Origin of the sequence: Pseudomonas sp. RIT623, assembly GCF_004519305.1 — a bacterium.
Taxonomy (GTDB): domain Bacteria; phylum Pseudomonadota; class Gammaproteobacteria; order Pseudomonadales; family Pseudomonadaceae; genus Aquipseudomonas.
Window position 1 is genome coordinate 44,064 of the sequence record NZ_SOZA01000009.1, and the last position, 17,820, is coordinate 61,883.

A 17,820-nucleotide genomic window follows, 5' to 3' on the forward strand; every position below is an offset into this window, starting at 1 on the left:
GAAATGCGCCGCCGACGGCGCGCCCGCTACAGGTAGTGTCGCGCTCAGGCCTGCGCCGCCAGTACGCGCCGCTCCCACGGCGTGATCTCGTCGAGGAAGTCGCTCAGCTCGAGGGTCTTGGTGGCGATGTAGCCTTCGATGAACTCATGGCCGAACAGTTCCCGCGCCAGGGCACTGTGCTTGAGGCGCTGCAGGGCCGCATGCAGGGTGCAGGGCAGGCTCAGGTGCTCAGGCACCTCGAACTCGCCCTGGATGGCCGCGGCCGGCACGATCTGCCGCTCGATGCCATGCAGGCCGGCAGCCAGGCTCGCGGCGATCGCCAGGTAGGGGTTGGCATCGGCGCCCGGCAAGCGGTTCTCCACCCGCCGCGCCACTGGCGCGCTGGCGGGGATACGCAAGCCGGCGGCGCGGTTGTCCTCTGACCAGCAGGCGTTGTTCGGCGAAGCGTATGGATGGCACAAACGCTGGTAGGAATTGACGTTGGGCGCGAACAGCGCGGTGAAGTCGGCCAGGCAAGCCTGCAAGCCACCGATGAAATGGTGGAAGGTATCGGTCGGGGCGCCGTGTTCGTCGCTGAACAGGTTACGCCCGCTGGCGTTGTCGACCAGGCTCTGGTGAATATGCATCGAGCTGCCGGGGGTGCGCGCCAGCGGCTTGGCCATGCACACCACGGTCAGGCCGTGCTTGAGCGCGACCTCCTTGAGCAAGTGCTTGAACAGGAAGGTCTGGTCGGCCAACAGTAGCGGGTCGCCGTGCAGCAGGTTGATCTCGAACTGGCTGACGCCCATCTCGTGCATGAAAGTGTCGCGCGGCAGGCCCAGCGCCGCCATGCAGCGGTACACCTCATGGAAGAACGGGCGCAGGCCGTTGTTGGAGCTGACGCTGAACGCCGAATGGCCCATTTCCCGACGCCCATCCTTGCCCTGCGGAGGCAAGAACGGCTGGGTCGGGTCGGCGTTGGCCGCAAAGACGAAGAACTCCAGTTCGGTGGCCACCACCGGCGCCAGGCCGCGTTCGGCATAGCGGGCGATTACCGCCTTCAACTGGCCGCGACTGGACAACCCCGACGGCCTGCCATCGAGCTCGACCGCGTCGCAAATGGCCAGGGCACGGGGCTCGTCGCTCCAGGGCAGGCGGTGAATCTGCGCCGGGTCAGCCACCAGCGCCAGGTCGCCATCGTCGCTGCCGTAGAACTTCGCCGGCGGATACCCCCCCATGATGCATTGCAGCAATACCCCGCGCGCCATCTGCAAGCGCCGGCCTTCGAGGAAGCCCTCGGCAGTCATCACCTTGCCGCGGGCGACGCCGTTGAGGTCGGGGGTGACGCATTCGATTTCATCGATGCCCTGCAGCTGTTGTGCCTGGTGATGCGGGCCTGCGGTCGTCATGACGCTGTCCTTATTGTTGTGCTGGCATGCCGGAGTGGCGATGAACACAACATAGGCCTGGGGTGTTTAAAATATCAAGCACCTGCCCTTTACCTGTAGGAGCCGGCTTGCCGGCGAACCTCCTTCACTGCTCGCGCAAGGTCATACCATTGGCCGGCAGCGGCAACGCGGTCTTGTAACGCACCTGTTTCAAGGCAAAGCTGGAGCGAATGTTCGCCACCCCCGGCAACCGCGTCAGGTAATCGAGAAACCGCTCCAGCGCCTGGATGCTCGGCAGCAGCACCCGCAGCAGGTAATCCGGGTCGCCCGTCATCAGGTAGCACTCCATCACTTCCGGGCGCTCGGCGATCTCCTCCTCGAAGCGATGCAGCGACTGCTCCACCTGCTTCTCCAGGCTGACATGGATGAACACATTGACGTCCAGCCCCAATGCCTCGGGCGACAACAAGGTGACCTGCTGACGAATCACCCCCAGCTCCTCCATGGCCTTGACCCGGTTGAAGCACGGCGTGGGCGACAGGTTGACCGAGCGTGCCAGCTCCGCGTTGGTGATGCGGGCGTTTTCCTGCAGGCTGTTGAGAATGCCGATATCCGTACGATCCAACTTACGCATGAGACAAATTCACCTGGTTTTTGTGTTTGTGCGGAATGTTTATCTTCCTCGCTCGGCAAAGGCAACGAACTTGAGAGAAAAATTCTCCGGCCATCCCCCTATGATGTAAAAGACGCTGACTTGCCAGTCACGAGCCGGTACTCAGCGGCGACCGCTTCAAAGCTCACAAAAACAACATTCGAGCGAGCGTAAAAAGCAATGAACGAGTACGCCCCCCTGCGTCTGCATGTGCCCGAGCCTACAGGCCGGCCAGGCTGCCAGACCGATTTCTCCTACCTGCGCCTGAACGACGCCGGTTCTGTGCGTAAACCGCCCATCGATGTCGAAGCCGCCGATACCGCGGACCTCTCCTACAGCCTCGTGCGTGTGCTCAACGAACACGGCGACGCCGTTGGCCCCTGGGCCGAGGACATCGATCCGCAGGTGCTGCGCCAGGGCATGCGCGCCATGCTCAAGACGCGCATCTTCGACAGCCGCATGGTGGTCGCCCAGCGCCAGAAGAAGATGTCCTTCTACATGCAGAGCCTGGGCGAGGAAGCCATCGGCAGCGGTCAGGCCCTGGCCCTGAACCGCAGCGACATGTGCTTCCCCACCTACCGCCAGCAGAGCATCCTCATGGCCCGCGACGTGTCGCTGGTGGACATGATCTGCCAGCTGCTGTCCAACACCCGCGACCCGCTCAAGGGCCGCCAGTTGCCGATCATGTACTCGGTGCGCGAAGCCGGCTTCTTCACCATCAGCGGCAACCTCGCCACCCAATTCGTCCAGGCGGTCGGCTGGGCCATGGCCTCGGCGATCAAGGGCGACACGAAAATCGCCTCGGCCTGGATCGGCGATGGCGCCACCGCCGAGTCCGACTTCCACACCGCGCTGACCTTCGCCCACGTGTACCGCGCCCCGGTGATCCTCAACGTGGTCAACAACCAATGGGCGATCTCCACCTTCCAGGCCATCGCCGGGGGCGAGTCGACCACCTTCGCCGGCCGTGGCGTGGGCTGCGGCATCGCCTCGCTGCGGGTTGACGGTAACGATTTCATCGCGGTCTACGCCGCCTCGCGCTGGGCCGCCGAACGCGCCCGCCGCGGCCTTGGCCCGACGCTGATCGAATGGGTCACCTACCGCGCCGGCCCACACTCCACTTCGGACGACCCGTCCAAGTACCGCCCTGCCGACGACTGGAGCCACTTCCCGCTGGGCGACCCGATCGCCCGTCTCAAGCAGCACCTGATCAAGGCCGGCCATTGGTCCGAGGACGAGCACCAGGCGGTCAGCGCCGAGCTCGAGGCCGAGGTGATCAAGGCGCAGAAGGACGCCGAGCAGTTCGGCACCCTGAGCAACGGCCATATCCCCAGCGCCGCCTCGATGTTCGAGGATGTGTACAAGGAAATGCCCGATCACCTGCGCCGTCAGCGCCAGGAACTGGGGGTCTGAGATGAACGATCACAACAACAGCATCCATCTGGAAAACGCCATGTCGACCACCACCATGACCATGATCCAGGCCCTGCGCTCGGCCATGGATGTCATGCTCGAGCGCGATGACAACGTGGTGGTCTATGGCCAGGACGTTGGCTACTTCGGCGGCGTGTTCCGCTGCACCGAAGGCCTGCAGACCAAGTACGGCAAATCTCGCGTGTTCGACGCGCCGATCTCCGAAAGCGGCATCGTCGGCACCGCCGTGGGCATGGGCGCCTACGGCCTGCGCCCGGTGGTCGAGATCCAGTTCGCCGACTACTTCTACCCCGCCTCCGACCAGATCGTCTCGGAGATGGCCCGCCTGCGCTATCGCTCGGCCGGCGAGTTCATCTCGCCGCTGACCCTGCGCATGCCTTGCGGCGGCGGCATCTACGGCGGCCAGACCCACAGCCAGAGCCCCGAGGCGATGTTCACCCAGGTCTGCGGCCTGCGCACCGTGATGCCATCGAACCCCTACGACGCCAAGGGTCTGCTGATCGCCTCGATCGAATGCGACGATCCGGTGATTTTCCTCGAGCCCAAGCGCCTGTACAACGGCCCGTTCGACGGCCATCACGACCGCCCGGTGACGCCGTGGTCCAAGCACCCACACAGCGCGGTGCCGGACGGCTACTACAACGTGCCGCTGGACAAGGCGGCGATCACCCGCCCGGGCAACGACGTCACCGTGCTGACCTATGGCACCACCGTGTATGTATCGCAAGTGGCGGCCGAAGAAAGCGGCGTCGACGCCGAGGTCATCGACCTGCGCAGCCTGTGGCCGCTGGACCTGGAGACCATCGTCGCGTCGGTGAAGAAAACCGGCCGCTGCGTGGTCGTGCACGAAGCCACCCGCACCTGCGGCTTCGGCGCGGAACTGGTATCGCTGGTCCAGGAGCACTGCTTCCATCACCTCGAAGCGCCGATCGAGCGCGTCACCGGCTGGGATACCCCCTACCCCCACGCACAGGAATGGGCGTATTTCCCAGGCCCTTCGCGGGTAGGCGCGGCACTGAAACGGGTCATGGAGGTCTGAATGGGCACGCACGTCATCAAGATGCCGGACATTGGCGAAGGCATCGCGCAGGTCGAGTTGGTGGAATGGTTCGTCAAGGTCGGCGACCTGATCGCCGAGGACCAGGTGGTGGCCGATGTCATGACCGACAAGGCCACCGTGGAAATACCTTCGCCGGTCAGCGGCAAGGTGCTGGCCCTGGGCGGCCAGCCAGGTGAAGTGATGGCGGTCGGCAGCGAGCTGATCCGCATCGAGGTCGAAGGCAGCGGCAACCATGTCGACACGCCTCAGGCCAAGCCGGCCGAGCCTGCACCCGCACCTGCAGCGGTGCAGGCCGCGGCCCGCCCCGAGCCACGCGTCGAGCCCCAGCCGCAGGTTGCCGCAACCCACGCGACCGCGCCCATCGTGCCGCGCGAGGCCCATGACAAGCCACTGGCCTCCCCGGCGGTACGCAAGCGTGCCCTGGATGCCGGTATCGAGCTGCGCTACGTGCACGGTAGCGGCCCGGCTGGGCGCATCCTGCACGAAGACCTCGACGCCTTCATCAGCAAGCCGCAGAGCAGTGCCGGGCAGGCACCCGGAGGCTACGGCAAACGCACCGACAGCGAGCAGGTACCGGTGATCGGCCTGCGTCGCAAGATCGCCCAGCGCATGCAGGACGCCAAACGCCGCGTCGCCCACTTCAGCTACGTCGAGGAAATCGACGTCACCAACCTGGAAGCCCTGCGCCAGCAGCTCAACGCCAAGCATGGTGACAGCCGCGGCAAGCTGACCTTGCTGCCGTTCCTGGTGCGCGCCATGGTCGTCGCCCTGCGCGACTTCCCGCAGATCAACGCCACCTACGACGACGAAGCCCAGGTCATCACCCGCCACGGCGCGGTGCACGTCGGCATCGCCACCCAGGGTGACAACGGCCTGATGGTGCCCGTGCTGCGCCACGCCGAAGCCGGCAGCCTGTGGAGCAACGCCAGTGAGATCGCCCGTGTCGCTCACGCGGCGCGCAACAACAAGGCCAGCCGTGAAGAACTGTCCGGCTCGACCATCACCCTCACCAGCCTCGGCGCCCTTGGCGGCATCGTCAGCACACCGGTGGTCAACACCCCGGAAGTGGCGATCGTCGGCGTCAATCGCATGGTCGAGCGGCCAATGGTGATCGACGGCCAGATCGTCGTGCGCAAGATGATGAACCTGTCCAGCTCTTTCGACCACCGCGTGGTCGATGGCATGGATGCCGCACTGTTCATCCAGGCCGTGCGCGGCCTGCTGGAACAGCCCGCCTGCTTGTTCGTGGAGTGATCATGCAAGAGCTCATCAACACCACCCTGCTGATCATCGGTGGCGGCCCCGGCGGCTATGTGGCCGCCATCCGCGCCGGGCAACTGGGCATCCCCACCGTGCTGGTCGAAGGCCAGGCCCTGGGCGGCACCTGCCTGAACATCGGCTGCATTCCGTCCAAGGCGCTGATCCATGTGGCCGAGCAATTCCACCAGGCCAGCCGCTACACCGAACCTTCGCCGCTGGGCATCAGCGTGTCCTCGCCGCGCCTGGACATCAGCCGCAGCGTCGAGTGGAAGGATGGCATCGTCGACCGCCTGACCAGCGGCGTCGCCGCACTGCTGAAGAAACATGGCGTGAAGGTGATCCACGGTTGGGCGAAGATCCTCGACGGCAAGAGCGTCGAAGTCGATGGCCAACGCATCCAGTGCGAACACCTGCTACTGGCCACTGGTTCCAACAGCGTCGAACTGCCGATGCTGCCGATCGGTGGGCCGATCATCTCATCCACCGAGGCCTTGGCACCCAAGGCACTGCCCCAGCACCTGGTGGTGGTCGGCGGCGGCTACATCGGCCTGGAACTGGGCATCGCCTACCGCAAGCTCGGTGCCAAGGTCAGCGTGGTCGAAGCACGCGAGCGCATCCTGCCGACCTATGATGCCGAGTTGACCGCGCCGGTGGCTGAGTCGATCAAGAAACTGGGCATCGCCTTGTACCTGGGCCATGGCGTCGAAGGCTATGCCGACGGCTGCCTGCTGGCCAGCGATGGCCAGGGCGGTCAACTGCGCCTGGAAGCCGACCAGGTATTGGTTGCCGTGGGCCGCCGTCCACGCACCAAAGGTTTCGGCCTGGAAAGCCTGGACCTGCAGATGAACGGCGCGGCCATTGCCATCGATGAGCGCTGCCAGACCAGCATGCGCAATGTCTGGGCCATAGGCGACGTGGCCGGCGAGCCGATGCTGGCGCACCGGGCCATGGCCCAGGGCGAGATGGTCGCCGAAATCATCGCCGGCAAATCCCGGCGCTTCGAACCCAGCGCCATCGCTGCGGTGTGCTTCACCGACCCGGAGGTCGTGGTCGTCGGCAAGACCCCGGAGCAGGCCAACCAGCAGGGCCTGGACTGCATCGTCGCGCAGTTCCCCTTCGCCGCCAACGGCCGGGCCATGAGCCTGGAATCCAAAACCGGCTTCGTGCGGGTGGTGGCGCGTCGCGACAACCACCTGATCCTTGGCTGGCAGGCCGTGGGGGTGGCGGTGTCCGAGCTGTCCAGCGCCTTCGCCCAATCACTGGAGATGGGCGCGCGCCTGGAAGACATCGCCGGCACCATCCATGCTCACCCGACCCTCGGCGAGGCGGTACAGGAAGCAGCACTACGGGCCCTGGGGCACGCACTGCATATCTGAGTCACTGAAGCGGTAATTTGGCCCGCTGCGCCTCCGGCGCCGCGGGTCCTTTTTTATCATCGTCCAGCGCGTCGCCAGCAAGGCTGGGTCCTACGCTGAGATATGCCACAAACATTGTAGGAGCCGGCCTTGCCGGCGAACACCGGCATAGCCGGTGCCATTCATAGTGTCACTCAGCCATGGCGTTCTTGCCATCGGCCTTGGCCCGGTACAACGCCTGGTCGGCGCGTTCGAGCAAGCGCGCGGCGTCGTCGCCTTCCTGCCATTGCACCACGCCATAGCTCATGGTCAGCTGGCAATCATCAATCGCCACCATCGGCCCCATCGCCTGGCGAATAGCCACGGCCAGCGCACGGGCCTCGTCAAGACCGCCACCCGGCAGCACCACCGCGAACTCATCCCCGCCCCACCGGGCCAGCAGGTCCTGAGGCCGCAGACAGGTGCGGATGCGCTCGGTTACCTCGATCAACGCAGCATCGCCCCGGGCATGACCATGGCGATCATTGATCGGCTTGAAGTCATCCAGGTCCATGGCGATCAACGCCAGCGGCTCACGGAAGCGGGCGGCGCGCTCGCATTCGCGCTGCAGGGTCTTTTCCAGGCAATAGCGGTTGGCGGTGCGGGTCAGCGCATCGCGTTCGGCTAGTTCACGGTTCTCGTCCAACTGCCGCTGCAATTGCTGGTTGACCCACGACAGCTCGCGGGTGCGTTCGGCGACCTGGGTCTCCAGCGACTGGTTGCGTTGCTCCAGGCCCGCCACCAGGCGCTTGCCAGCATCGATATTGCGGTGCGCGCCCAGCATTCGGGCCACCGAACCATCGGCGTTACGGGCAATGATGTGGCCGCTGTCCTCGATCCACAGGTAGCTGCCATCCTGGCAGCGGCAGCGGTATTCGATGCGGTAACGCTCGTTACGCTGGTTGATGTAGGCCTCGAAGTGCGCCATCACCCGTGGATAATCCTGCGGGTGGATCACGCTTTCCCAGCTCAGCACCGAGTTGGCCATGGAGTGGCTGGCGTAACCCAGCATCGCGTACCAGCCCGGGTTACGGTAGACATAACCGCTGTTGGCATCCCAGTCCCAGATACCATCGCTGATCAGGTCGAACAGGGTGTGCAGTTGCTGCTCGGTAAAGCCCGCCGGAACCGGATGGGGTGGCTGACTCATGGACGCTCTCCTTGGTATCCAGCAACTGCGCCCCGATTACGGTGCTGCCGATATTCATGACAATTGCCGCAGGCGGCAAGCCTGCGCCTCTTGCAGGCAAGCATATGCCGAGCGCATAGCGCCAGGAATAGCCCGAAGGGGCTATTTCACGACAGATTACGCCCTGGCACAGCTTTTGCCCCTTTCGCCGGGTCCTACGCAGCAGTCCATGGAGGAAACCATGCTTATCGGCGCAACCGGCCTGAATTGGCAAACCGTGCAACAACCCCAACACAACGGCAACGAACCAGTGACCAACCCCGCCCCTGGGTTCCCGGCCATCACCGCGACCGGCAAGGCCCAGACGCAGCAGCACAGCCAAGGCGGCACATCGCAACAGCACGCCGAGGATAATCGCAAGGAGGCCTTTGCCAAGATGCGGGTCTCGCTGGACAACCCGCAGACCGACACGGCCTCGCAAACTCGCGCAGGCAAGCAGAAGGCATCCGACGCCGCGCAGGAATTTCACGACTACATGGCCAAGTCACCGGCGCAGAAGATCAAGGAAAAGATGCTTCAGGAGTTGGGTCTGACGCCGGAGGAATACGATGCGCTGCCACCTGAGCGGAAAATGCGCATCGACGAGAAGATCGCCCGGCGCGTCCAGGAAGAAGCCGAATTGAAGACCCAAGCCAAGATCGAACAGGAACAGCATCGCGTGCAGGCTGCCAACCTGGTGGGTGACGAGCCAGAGAAAGCCACTGTTCAGGACATCGAGCAGCGATATTCCGCCAACCTTTGAGCATTGACGGCGCGATTGCACTGGGAGGGGAAATGAGAATGGCGTCCCAGGCAGGATTTGAACCTGCAACCTTCCCCTTAGGAGGGGGATGCTCTATCCAATTGAGCTACTGAGACATGCAAGCCGCCAGCGAAGGCTGTACGACGCAACGGCAAGCATGTTAACCAGCATGCCGCCGTTTGTCATGCCTCAATCGGGCAAATTGCATGTCGGTTTTTTCACCTGGCTCGAGCGGATTACCCCCTGCTCGCCCAGCAAGCAGAGCAAGGCGCGCAACGCTTGTGCCAATGTAGCCGAATTGTCGAGCACATGGACGTCGGCATCATAGGCTTGCAGGCTGGTATTGCGGGCCAGTCGCTGCTCGATGTCCTGCAGGCTTTCTCGCCCCCTGGCCAGCAAACGCTCGCGCAAGGCCCCTGGCGATACCGCCAGGCCCACCGCCAGCAGGTCGGGATACCGGCGCCGGGCGGCGGCCAAGTGACCACGAGAACCGTTTATCAGCACCGACTTGCCGGCATCAAGCCAACTGTCGATCTGTATAGGAATGCCATAGCACAAGCCATTGGCCTGCCAATCCAGGGCGAACGCCCCGGCTTCGCGCATGGCCTGGAACTGCGCCTCGCTCACACCGTGGGCGTCTTCGCCCTTGGCCTCGGCCGAGCGGGTGATGACCCTGCGGGCCACTTCCACCCCATACGCGCGCAATGGCTCACGCGCCGCGTCTATCAGGGAATCTTTTCCCGAGCCAGACGGTCCTATGAGCAATATCACACGCGCCCTTGAGATCGCCCCACTGCTTGCGTCATATTGCATAGCCACTATGCTCAATGTGAAGGAAACCAGCAAATTGTAAGCTTTTCCCTTGGATTTTGTTGCCTTTTACCAGATTTTGACGACAAACGTCTGACACTACCGAACACGGATGTATGTGAAACTTTTCAAACCAGTGCTCATTTCTGATAATTGGTACTGGCAAAAAGCCTTTATCCGGCTCACTATTTGTCACAGAATTGACGCCAAGGAAACGGCGACCATGAGGCAAGATGAACATCCAAAATCACATCACGGTTGAACATTTTGTCGTCGCCGCGGTCGTACTTCCACCGTGCGGCCAATTTGAGAACCGCTTCCCCTGAACCAGAACAACCGGTCAATTTATATGCGCCCAATGAAACAGGCTATCTATTCGAGCCGCACCGCTGACAAGTTCGTCGTTCGCCTGCCAGACGGGATGCGTGAGCGCATTGCCGAGGTAGCGCGCAACCATCACCGCAGCATGAACTCCGAGATCATCGCACGCCTGGAACAGAGCCTTATCCAGGAAGGTGCGCTGGGCGACGAGCTGAGCATGCGCCTGGACAGCCCAGAGCTCAGCCTGCATGAACGCGAGCTGCTGCAGCGCTTCCGTCAACTGTCTCACCGCCAGCAGAATGCCCTGGTCGCCCTCATCGCTCACGATGTGGAAATGGCGGCCGACGCCTCCTGACTCAGGCACGCAACAGTCGCACACAAAAAAGCCAGCGCAAGCTGGCTTTTTTGCATCTGGTGATTGCGGGGTTCACGGCGGGGTAACGCACGCTCTTTGTAGGAGCGGCCTTGTGTCGCGAAAGGGCCGCGCAGCGGCCCCAGCGATCTTTGCGTCAACGCTGAAATCCCGGGGCCGCCTTGCGGCCCTTTCGCGACACAAGGCCGCTCCTACAACAGGAACAGCGTAGCCAGGCCGAGGAAGATAAAGAATCCGCCACTGTCGGTCACGGCGGTGATCATCACGCTCGAGCCCATGGCCGGATCGCGCCCCAGGCGCGTCAGGGTCATCGGGATCAACACCCCCATCAAGGCGGCGAGCAGTAGGTTCAAGGTCATCGCCGCGGTCATCACCAGGCCCAATGACCAACTGCCATACAACCAGAACGCCACGACGCCAATCACCCCACCCCAGATCAGGCCATTGAGCAGCGAAACCGCCAGCTCCTTGCGCATCAGGCGACTGGTATTGCCCGGCGATACTTGGTCCAGGGCCATGGCACGGACGATCATGGTGATGGTCTGGTTACCCGAATTGCCACCGATGCCCGCCACGATCGGCATCAGCGCGGCAAGGGCGACCAACTTTTCGATGGAGCCTTCGAACAGGCCGATTACCCGCGACGCCACGAAGGCGGTGATCAGGTTGATGGCCAGCCAGGCCCAACGGTTGCGCAGCGATCGCCAGACCGAGGCGAAGATATCTTCCTCTTCGCGCAGACCAGCCATGTTGAGCACTTCGCTTTCGCTCTCCTCACGAATCAGGTCGACCATCTCGTCGATGGTCAAACGGCCGATGAGGCGGTCGCTCTTGTCCACCACTGGCGCGGAAACCAGGTCGTAACGCTCGAACGCCTGGGCGGCATCGTAGGCATCTTCCTCGGGATGGAAAGTCACCGGGTCATTGGCCATGACCTCCGCGACTTTCTTGTCCGGGTCGTTGACCAGCAACCGCTTGATCGGCAGCACGCCCTTGAGCTTGCCATCGTAGTCGACCACGAACAGCTTGTCGGTATGCCCCGGCAACTCCTTGAGTCGACGCAGGTAGCGCAACACCACTTCGAGGCTGACGTCCTCACGGATGGTCACCATCTCGAAGTCCATCAGTGCACCGACCTGCTCCTCGTCATAGCTCAGGGCCGAACGCACGCGCTCGCGCTGCTGCGCATCGAGGCTTTCCATCAGCTCATGAACAACGTCGCGCGGCAGCTCCGGCGCCAGGTCGGCGAGTTCGTCGGCGTCCATTTCCTTGGCGGCGGCCAGCAACTCGTGATCGTCCATGTCGGCGATCAGGGTCTGGCGAACGGCGTCGGAAACTTCGAGCAGAATGTCGCCATCACGATCCGAGCGCACCAACTGCCAGACCGTCAGGCGATCGTCCAGTGGCAGGGCTTCGAGGATGTAGGCAATGTCGGCAGGGTGCAGATCATCGAGCTTGCGCTGCAGCTCGACCAGGTTCTGGCGGTGGACGAGGTTTTCCACCAGGTCATGATGATGACCTTCCTGACGGTGCGTCAGGTCTTCGACCACGCGCTGGCGCTGCAGCAGTTCGATCACCTGGGCCAGGCGATCCTGCAGGCTGTCTTGAGTTTTCTTTACTTCGATTTCGGTCATAGGCGAACTCCACTCCCAGCAGCGGAGCACGCCGGGAGAATCAATCGGTCAGATCTTGCGGTATGAAGCGTGTTAGCGAGTAACTACTGGGTAAGTCCATGGTGGGATTCCACAAGCCCCGGCGGGGCTGACGGGCGCAATCATACACTGTGCAAGCTGTCGGATCGCTTAAATTTTTGGCCAGAACAATCGTTTGCGCGATAAAGCTATGACAACGCTCGAAGCCATCAGTGCGACGGTGGGTCGGGCGGAAAAAGCACATCGCTTTCAGGGCCCCGAACAATTCGCGACTGACCTCGACCTGTAGGAGCCAGCCTTGCTGGCGAACCAGGCGACACGATGGCTGGGCACCGGCTGCGCCGGTGTTCGCCGGCAAGGCCGGCTCCTACGCAGATCGCGAGACCTACTGAAAAGCGTAGATGCACATCAGCGACAATTCAGTGCGCCAGAAAAACAAAAAGCCCGCTCAAATGAGCGGGCTTCTTGATGTATGGCGGACTCAGCAGGATTCGAACCTGCGACCGCTCGGTTCGTAGCCGAGTACTCTATCCAGCTGAGCTATGAGTCCGTGGTTGGTAGTTTTAGGCCAGATTACCACTGGCTTGTTGAAGCGTCTTTGCAAGCAGAGCCACTTCAAAAGTGGCGGACTCAGGAGGATTCGAACCTCCGACCGCTCGGTTCGTAGCCGAGTACTCTATCCAGCTGAGCTATGAGTCCGTGGTTGGTAGTTTTAGGCCAGGTTACCACTGGCTTGTTGAAGTGCCCTTGCAAGCAAAACCACTTCAAAAGTGGCGGACTCAGCAGGATTCGAACCTGCGACCGCTCGGTTCGTAGCCGAGTACTCTATCCAGCTGAGCTATGAGTCCGTGGGGTAGTTTTAGACCAGGTTACCACTGGTTGATTGAAGCAGCCTTGCAGGCAAAGCCACTTCAAAAGTGGCGGACTCAGGAGGATTCGAACCTCCGACCGCTCGGTTCGTAGCCGAGTACTCTATCCAGCTGAGCTATGAGTCCGTGTCTTGCTGTGCCATTCAGATCGCTTGAAGCGCTCTAGGCAAATAATGGCGGTGAAGGGGGGATTCGAACCCCCGATACCCTTATGAGGTATACTCCCTTAGCAGGGGAGCGCCTTCGGCCACTCGGCCACCTCACCGCAACACGAGGCGAATATTAAACACACCCTTCCTCGTTTGCAACCCTTTTTTTGAAAAAAACTTCAAAAAAATTAAAGGCTTGGCTCCTCGTCCTTCTCTTTCTTGATCCGCAGGTAGATTTCCTCGCGGTGAACGGCCACTTCTTTAGGCGCGCTCACGCCAATACGCACCTGGTTGCCTTTGACACCCAGGACCGTCACAGTGATCTCACCGTCACCAATGATCAGGCTCTCGGCGCACCGACGAGTCAGAATCAGCATAGTTTTCTCCTCACATGAATCTTCAGGGACAACAGTCTTTAAAAGCAGGGCCTGGCCGGGGACGACGGCCTGGGCCCAGGTCAACCCGCCAATGGCGCCTGGACAGGGACACCATCAGCGGCCAGAAACACGAAGGGCGCGGCAAGCCGCGCCCCTCCAGGCAGCGTGTCACTCACCCTGTCGGGCGGGAGCGTCGAGCTCGAACGCGGTGTGCAGCGCGCGTACGGCCAGCTCCAGGTACTTCTCTTCGATAACCACCGAGACCTTGATCTCGGAGGTGGAGATCATCTGGATGTTGATGCTCTCCTTGGCCAGTGCTTCGAACATGCGGCTGGCAACGCCCGCGTGGGAGCGCATGCCGACGCCGACGATCGATACCTTGGCGATCTTGGTATCGCCGACCACTTCACGCGCGCCAATCTCGCGGGCGGTGTTTTCCAGCACGCTCAGCGCCTTCTCGTACTCGTTGCGGTGTACGGTGAAGGTGAAGTCGGTGGTGTTATCGTGCGAAACGTTCTGCACGATCATGTCCACTTCGATGTTCGCGGCGCTGATCGGGCCGAGGATCTTGAAGGCAACGCCTGGGGTGTCCGGGACGCCACGAATGGTCAGCTTGGCCTCATCGCGGTTGAAGGCGATACCGGAAATGATCGGCTGTTCCATGGATTCCTCTTCATCGATGGTTATGAGGGTACCCGGACCCTCCTTGAAGCTGTGCAGCACGCGCAGCGGGACGTTGTACTTGCCGGCGAACTCCACCGAACGGATCTGCAGCACCTTGGAGCCGAGGCTGGCCATTTCCAGCATCTCCTCGAAGGTGATCTTCTCCAGGCGCTGGGCCTGGGGCACGACTCGCGGGTCGGTGGTGTAGACGCCGTCGACATCGGTGTAGATCTGGCACTCATCGGCCTTCAGGGCCGCCGCCAGGGCCACGCCGGTGGTGTCGGAACCGCCACGACCGAGGGTCGTGATGTTGCCGTGCTCGTCGACACCCTGGAAACCAGCCACCACCACCACGCGCCCGGCCTTGAGGTCGGCACGGATCTTCTGGTCGTCGATCTGCAGGATGCGCGCCTTGTTGTGCGCGCTGTCGGTGAGGATGCGCACCTGGTTGCCGGTGTAGGACACCGCCGGCACGCCGCGCTTCATCAAGGCCATGGACAACAGGGCGATGGTGACCTGCTCGCCGGTCGAAACGATCACGTCCAGCTCGCGCGGCTCCGGTTTGTCGGAGATCTGCTTGGCCAGGTCGATCAGGCGGTTGGTTTCCCCGCTCATCGCCGACAGCACGATCACCAGGTCGGTGCCTTGCTCGCGGAATTTCTTGACTTTGTCGGCAACCTGCTCGATCCGCTCGATGGAACCGACAGAGGTACCGCCAAATTTCTGTACGATCAACGCCATTTCAAAGGTGCCTCAGCCCACAAGGGCCCCAAAAAACAATCCAACATGAAGCGGCCGGTGACTAGACCACCGGCCGCCCCATCTCAAAGACCCTGCTCGGCGAACGGCACGGCCAGGGCCAGGGCCTGGTCCAGCGCGGCGACGTCGACGCCACCGCCCTGGGCCATGTCCGGACGACCGCCGCCCTTGCCACCCACCACTGCAGCGGCTTGCTTCATCAGATCGCCAGCCTTGAGTTGGCCGGAGAGGTCCTTGGTCACGCCAGCCACCAGCACGACCTTGCCCTCATGCTCGCTGCCCAGCAGGATCACTGCATGGCCGAGCTTGTTCTTCAGTTGATCGACGAGCGCCAGCAGGGCCTTGCCATCCTGCCCATCCAGGCGGGCGGCGAGGACCTTGGCACCCTTGACCTCAACGGCCGCATTGGAGAGATCGTCCCCAGCGGCGCTGGCGGCCTTGGCCTGCAGCTGCTCGAGCTGCTTTTCCAGCTGGCGGTTGCGCTCGAGCACAGCCGACAGCTTGTCGATCAGGTTGTCGCGATTGCCCTTGACCAGCTGCGCGGCCTCCTTGACCTGCTCCTCGGCAGCGTTCAGGTAGGCCAGCGCGGCGGCGCCGGTGATCGCTTCGATACGGCGCACGCCAGAGGCCACGCCGCCTTCGCTGGTGATCTTGAACAGGGCGATGTCGCCGGTGCGCTTGGCGTGGATACCGCCACACAGCTCGACGGAGAAATCACCGCCCATGCTCAGCACCCGCACGGTGTCGCCATACTTCTCGCCGAACAGCGCCATGGCGCCCTTGGCCTTGGCGGTCTCGATATCGGTCAGTTCGGTTTCCACCGGCGTGTTCTTGCGCACCTCACGGTTGACGATATCTTCCAGGGCCTTGATCTGCGCAGGCGTCACCGCCTCGAAGTGGCTGAAGTCGAAGCGCAGGCGCTGGCTGTCGACCAGCGAGCCTTTCTGCTGCACGTGCTCGCCCAGCACCTGGCGCAGCGCTTCGTGGAGCAGGTGGGTGGCCGAGTGGTTCAGCGAGGTGGCGTGCTGCACCTCGGCATCGACATGCGCCTCGACCGTGGCGGCAATGGTCAGTGCTCCACTGGCAACGATACCGTGGTGCAGGAAGGCACCGCCGGTCTTGGTGGTGTCGCGCACGTCGAAGCGCGCAGCGCCCGCCTGCAGGTAGCCGGTGTCGCCGACCTGGCCGCCGGACTCGGCATAGAACGGCGTGCGGTCGAGCACGACCACGCCCTCCTCGCCTTCGCCCAACTGGTCGACCGACTGACCATCCTTGTACAGGGCGACGATCTTGCCCTGGCCTTCGGTGGCATCGTAGCCGAGGAAGTCGGTGGCGGTATCGACCTTGACCAGGCTGTTGTAGTCCATGCCGAAGGCGCTGGCGGAACGGGCACGCTCGCGCTGGGCTTCCATTTCACGCTCGAAGCCGGCTTCGTCGATGGTCAACTCGCGCTCGCGGGCGATGTCGGCGGTGAGGTCCATGGGGAAACCGTAGGTGTCGTACAGCTTGAACACCACGTCGCCCGGTACCACCTTGCCCTGCAACTGGGCCAGGTCCTGCTCGAGGATGCGCAGGCCCTGCTCGAGGGTCTTGGCGAACTGTTCTTCCTCGGTCTTGAGCACGCGCTCGATGTGCGCCTGCTGGCCCTTGAGCTCTGGGAAGGCTTGACCCATCTCGGCCACCAGGGCGGCGACGATCTTGTGGAAGAAGCTGCCCTTGGCGCCCAGCTTGTTGCCGTGGCGGCAGGCGCGACGAATGATGCGGCGCAGCACGTAGCCGCGGCCTTCGTTCGACGGCAGCACGCCGTCGGCGATCAGGAAGCCGCAGGAACGGATATGGTCGGCGACCACTTTCAGCGAAGGCTGGTCGTCGTTGCTGCAGCCGATGGCTTCGGCTGCGGCGCCCAGCAGGCTCTGGAACAGGTCGATCTCGTAGTTCGAGTGCACGTGCTGCATCACCGCACTGATGCGCTCCAGGCCCATGCCGGTATCCACCGACGGGGCGGGCAGCGGGTGCAGGACGCCGTCGGCGGTGCGGTTGAACTGCATGAAGACGTTGTTCCAGATCTCGATGTAGCGGTCGCCGTCTTCTTCCGGCGAGCCGGGTGGGCCGCCCCAGATGTCGGCGCCGTGGTCGTAGAAGATCTCGGTGCATGGGCCGCACGGGCCGGTATCGCCCATGGTCCAGAAGTTGTCGGAGGCGTACGGGGCGCCTTTATTGTCACCGATACGCACCATGCGCTCGGCAGGCACGCCGACTTCCTTGGTCCAGATGTCGTAGGCTTCGTCGTCGCTGGCGTAGACGGTGACCCAGAGTTTTTCCTTGGGCAGGTTCAGCCACTTGTCCGAGGTCAGGAAGGTCCAGGCGAAGGTGATGGCATCGCGCTTGAAATAGTCGCCGAAGCTGAAGTTGCCCAGCATCTCGAAGAAGGTGTGGTGACGGGCGGTGTAGCCGACGTTTTCCAGGTCGTTGTGCTTGCCGCCGGCGCGCACGCACTTCTGGCTGCTCACGGCGCGGGTGTAGGCGCGCTTCTCCTGGCCGAGGAAGCAGTCCTTGAACTGGTTCATGCCGGCGTTGGTGAACAGCAGGGTCGGGTCATTGCCCGGGATCAGGGAGCTGGAGGCAACGCGAGTATGTCCCTGCTCTTCGAAGAAGCGGAGGAAGGCTTCACGGATTTCTGCGCTTTTCATAGGTTCTTCCACGGAAACGGCGGCCACACGTCGAATCGACGAAACGACGGCAAAGGGCC

Annotated in this window: 14 protein-coding genes and 6 tRNA genes; 6 read left to right on the plus strand and 14 right to left on the minus strand. The window is 62.8% G+C overall.

Annotation, left to right across the window (positions count from 1 at the left end; all coding sequences use genetic code 11):
* Positions 1-44 precede the first annotated feature (44 nt).
* Together E3U47_RS08890 and bkdR are read right to left on the minus strand one after the other, a co-directional pair.
* Complete coding sequence (locus E3U47_RS08890) at positions 45-1,286, minus strand: glutamine synthetase family protein (RefSeq protein ID WP_167659461.1); 1,242 nt, start codon at positions 1,284-1,286, stop codon at positions 45-47.
* A 226-nt stretch (positions 1,287-1,512) separates the two neighbouring features.
* On the minus strand, positions 1,513-2,001 hold the full coding sequence (bkdR, locus tag E3U47_RS08895) for a Bkd operon transcriptional regulator BkdR (protein ID WP_028691050.1): 489 nt from the start codon (positions 1,999-2,001) through the stop codon (positions 1,513-1,515).
* Between the two features lie 198 nt (positions 2,002-2,199).
* Here bkdR and E3U47_RS08900 point away from each other — a divergent pair, with 198 nt between their 5' ends.
* From E3U47_RS08900 to lpdA, 4 genes are read left to right on the plus strand one after another with little or no spacing between them, the layout of a single operon-like run.
* Positions 2,200-3,432, plus strand: coding sequence for a 3-methyl-2-oxobutanoate dehydrogenase (2-methylpropanoyl-transferring) subunit alpha (locus tag E3U47_RS08900; protein ID WP_134690867.1), 1,233 nt, complete (start codon positions 2,200-2,202; stop codon positions 3,430-3,432).
* A gap of 1 nt (position 3,433) precedes the next feature.
* Positions 3,434-4,492, plus strand: a complete 1,059-nt coding sequence (locus E3U47_RS08905; RefSeq protein ID WP_104445054.1) for an alpha-ketoacid dehydrogenase subunit beta — start codon at positions 3,434-3,436, stop codon at positions 4,490-4,492.
* Positions 4,493-5,767 (plus strand): dihydrolipoamide acetyltransferase family protein, encoded by a 1,275-nt coding sequence (locus E3U47_RS08910; RefSeq protein WP_134690869.1) that lies wholly within the window; start codon positions 4,493-4,495, stop codon positions 5,765-5,767. It abuts the gene before it with no gap.
* Positions 5,768-5,769: 2 nt separating this feature from the next.
* A complete protein-coding gene (gene lpdA, locus E3U47_RS08915; protein ID WP_134690871.1) occupies positions 5,770-7,149 on the plus strand; it encodes a dihydrolipoyl dehydrogenase in 1,380 nt (459 codons plus the stop codon).
* Positions 7,150-7,318: 169 nt separating this feature from the next.
* On the opposite strand, the gene E3U47_RS08920 is transcribed toward lpdA, so the two are convergent.
* Positions 7,319-8,317, minus strand: a complete 999-nt coding sequence (locus E3U47_RS08920) for a diguanylate cyclase domain-containing protein (RefSeq protein WP_134690873.1) — start codon at positions 8,315-8,317, stop codon at positions 7,319-7,321.
* Between the two features lie 220 nt (positions 8,318-8,537).
* Between E3U47_RS08920 and E3U47_RS08925 the strand changes: the two genes are divergently transcribed.
* On the plus strand, positions 8,538-9,098 hold the full coding sequence (locus tag E3U47_RS08925; protein WP_134690875.1) for a hypothetical protein: 561 nt from the start codon (positions 8,538-8,540) through the stop codon (positions 9,096-9,098).
* Between the two features lie 39 nt (positions 9,099-9,137).
* On the opposite strand, the gene E3U47_RS08930 is transcribed toward E3U47_RS08925, so the two are convergent.
* A tRNA-Arg gene (locus E3U47_RS08930) sits at positions 9,138-9,214 on the minus strand.
* Positions 9,215-9,287: 73 nt separating this feature from the next.
* The gene (gene phnN / locus E3U47_RS08935) at positions 9,288-9,911 is read right to left on the minus strand and encodes a phosphonate metabolism protein/1,5-bisphosphokinase (PRPP-forming) PhnN (RefSeq protein WP_134691040.1); all 624 of its coding nucleotides are present in this window, start codon (positions 9,909-9,911) and stop codon (positions 9,288-9,290) included.
* 346 nt (positions 9,912-10,257) lie between these two features.
* Here phnN and E3U47_RS08945 point away from each other — a divergent pair, with 346 nt between their 5' ends.
* On the plus strand, positions 10,258-10,584 hold the full coding sequence (locus E3U47_RS08945; protein ID WP_003254499.1) for an Arc family DNA-binding protein: 327 nt from the start codon (positions 10,258-10,260) through the stop codon (positions 10,582-10,584).
* Between the two features lie 209 nt (positions 10,585-10,793).
* On the opposite strand, the gene mgtE is transcribed toward E3U47_RS08945, so the two are convergent.
* The 9 genes from mgtE to alaS all read right to left on the minus strand — a co-directional run bounded on the left by mgtE (position 10,794) and on the right by alaS (position 17,761).
* Complete coding sequence (gene mgtE / locus E3U47_RS08955) at positions 10,794-12,236, minus strand: magnesium transporter (protein ID WP_104445047.1); 1,443 nt, start codon at positions 12,234-12,236, stop codon at positions 10,794-10,796.
* 491 nt (positions 12,237-12,727) lie between these two features.
* Positions 12,728-12,804 (minus strand) — tRNA-Arg (locus E3U47_RS08960).
* A gap of 72 nt (positions 12,805-12,876) precedes the next feature.
* Positions 12,877-12,953: transfer RNA gene (locus E3U47_RS08965), tRNA-Arg, on the minus strand.
* A 72-nt stretch (positions 12,954-13,025) separates the two neighbouring features.
* Positions 13,026-13,102, minus strand: a tRNA-Arg gene (locus tag E3U47_RS08970).
* A gap of 70 nt (positions 13,103-13,172) precedes the next feature.
* Positions 13,173-13,249 (minus strand) — tRNA-Arg (locus tag E3U47_RS08975).
* Positions 13,250-13,297: 48 nt separating this feature from the next.
* A tRNA-Ser gene (locus E3U47_RS08980) sits at positions 13,298-13,388 on the minus strand.
* Positions 13,389-13,460: 72 nt separating this feature from the next.
* Entirely contained in the window at positions 13,461-13,649 is a 189-nt protein-coding gene (gene csrA, locus E3U47_RS08985) for a carbon storage regulator CsrA (RefSeq protein WP_003254503.1), read from the minus strand.
* A gap of 168 nt (positions 13,650-13,817) precedes the next feature.
* Positions 13,818-15,053: an aspartate kinase gene (locus tag E3U47_RS08990; protein ID WP_134690881.1), complete on the minus strand. Its 1,236-nt coding sequence runs from the start codon at positions 15,051-15,053 to the stop codon at positions 13,818-13,820.
* An 83-nt stretch (positions 15,054-15,136) separates the two neighbouring features.
* Entirely contained in the window at positions 15,137-17,761 is a 2,625-nt protein-coding gene (gene alaS, locus E3U47_RS08995; RefSeq protein ID WP_167659458.1) for an alanine--tRNA ligase, read from the minus strand.
* Between the last annotated feature and the right edge of the window lie 59 nt (positions 17,762-17,820).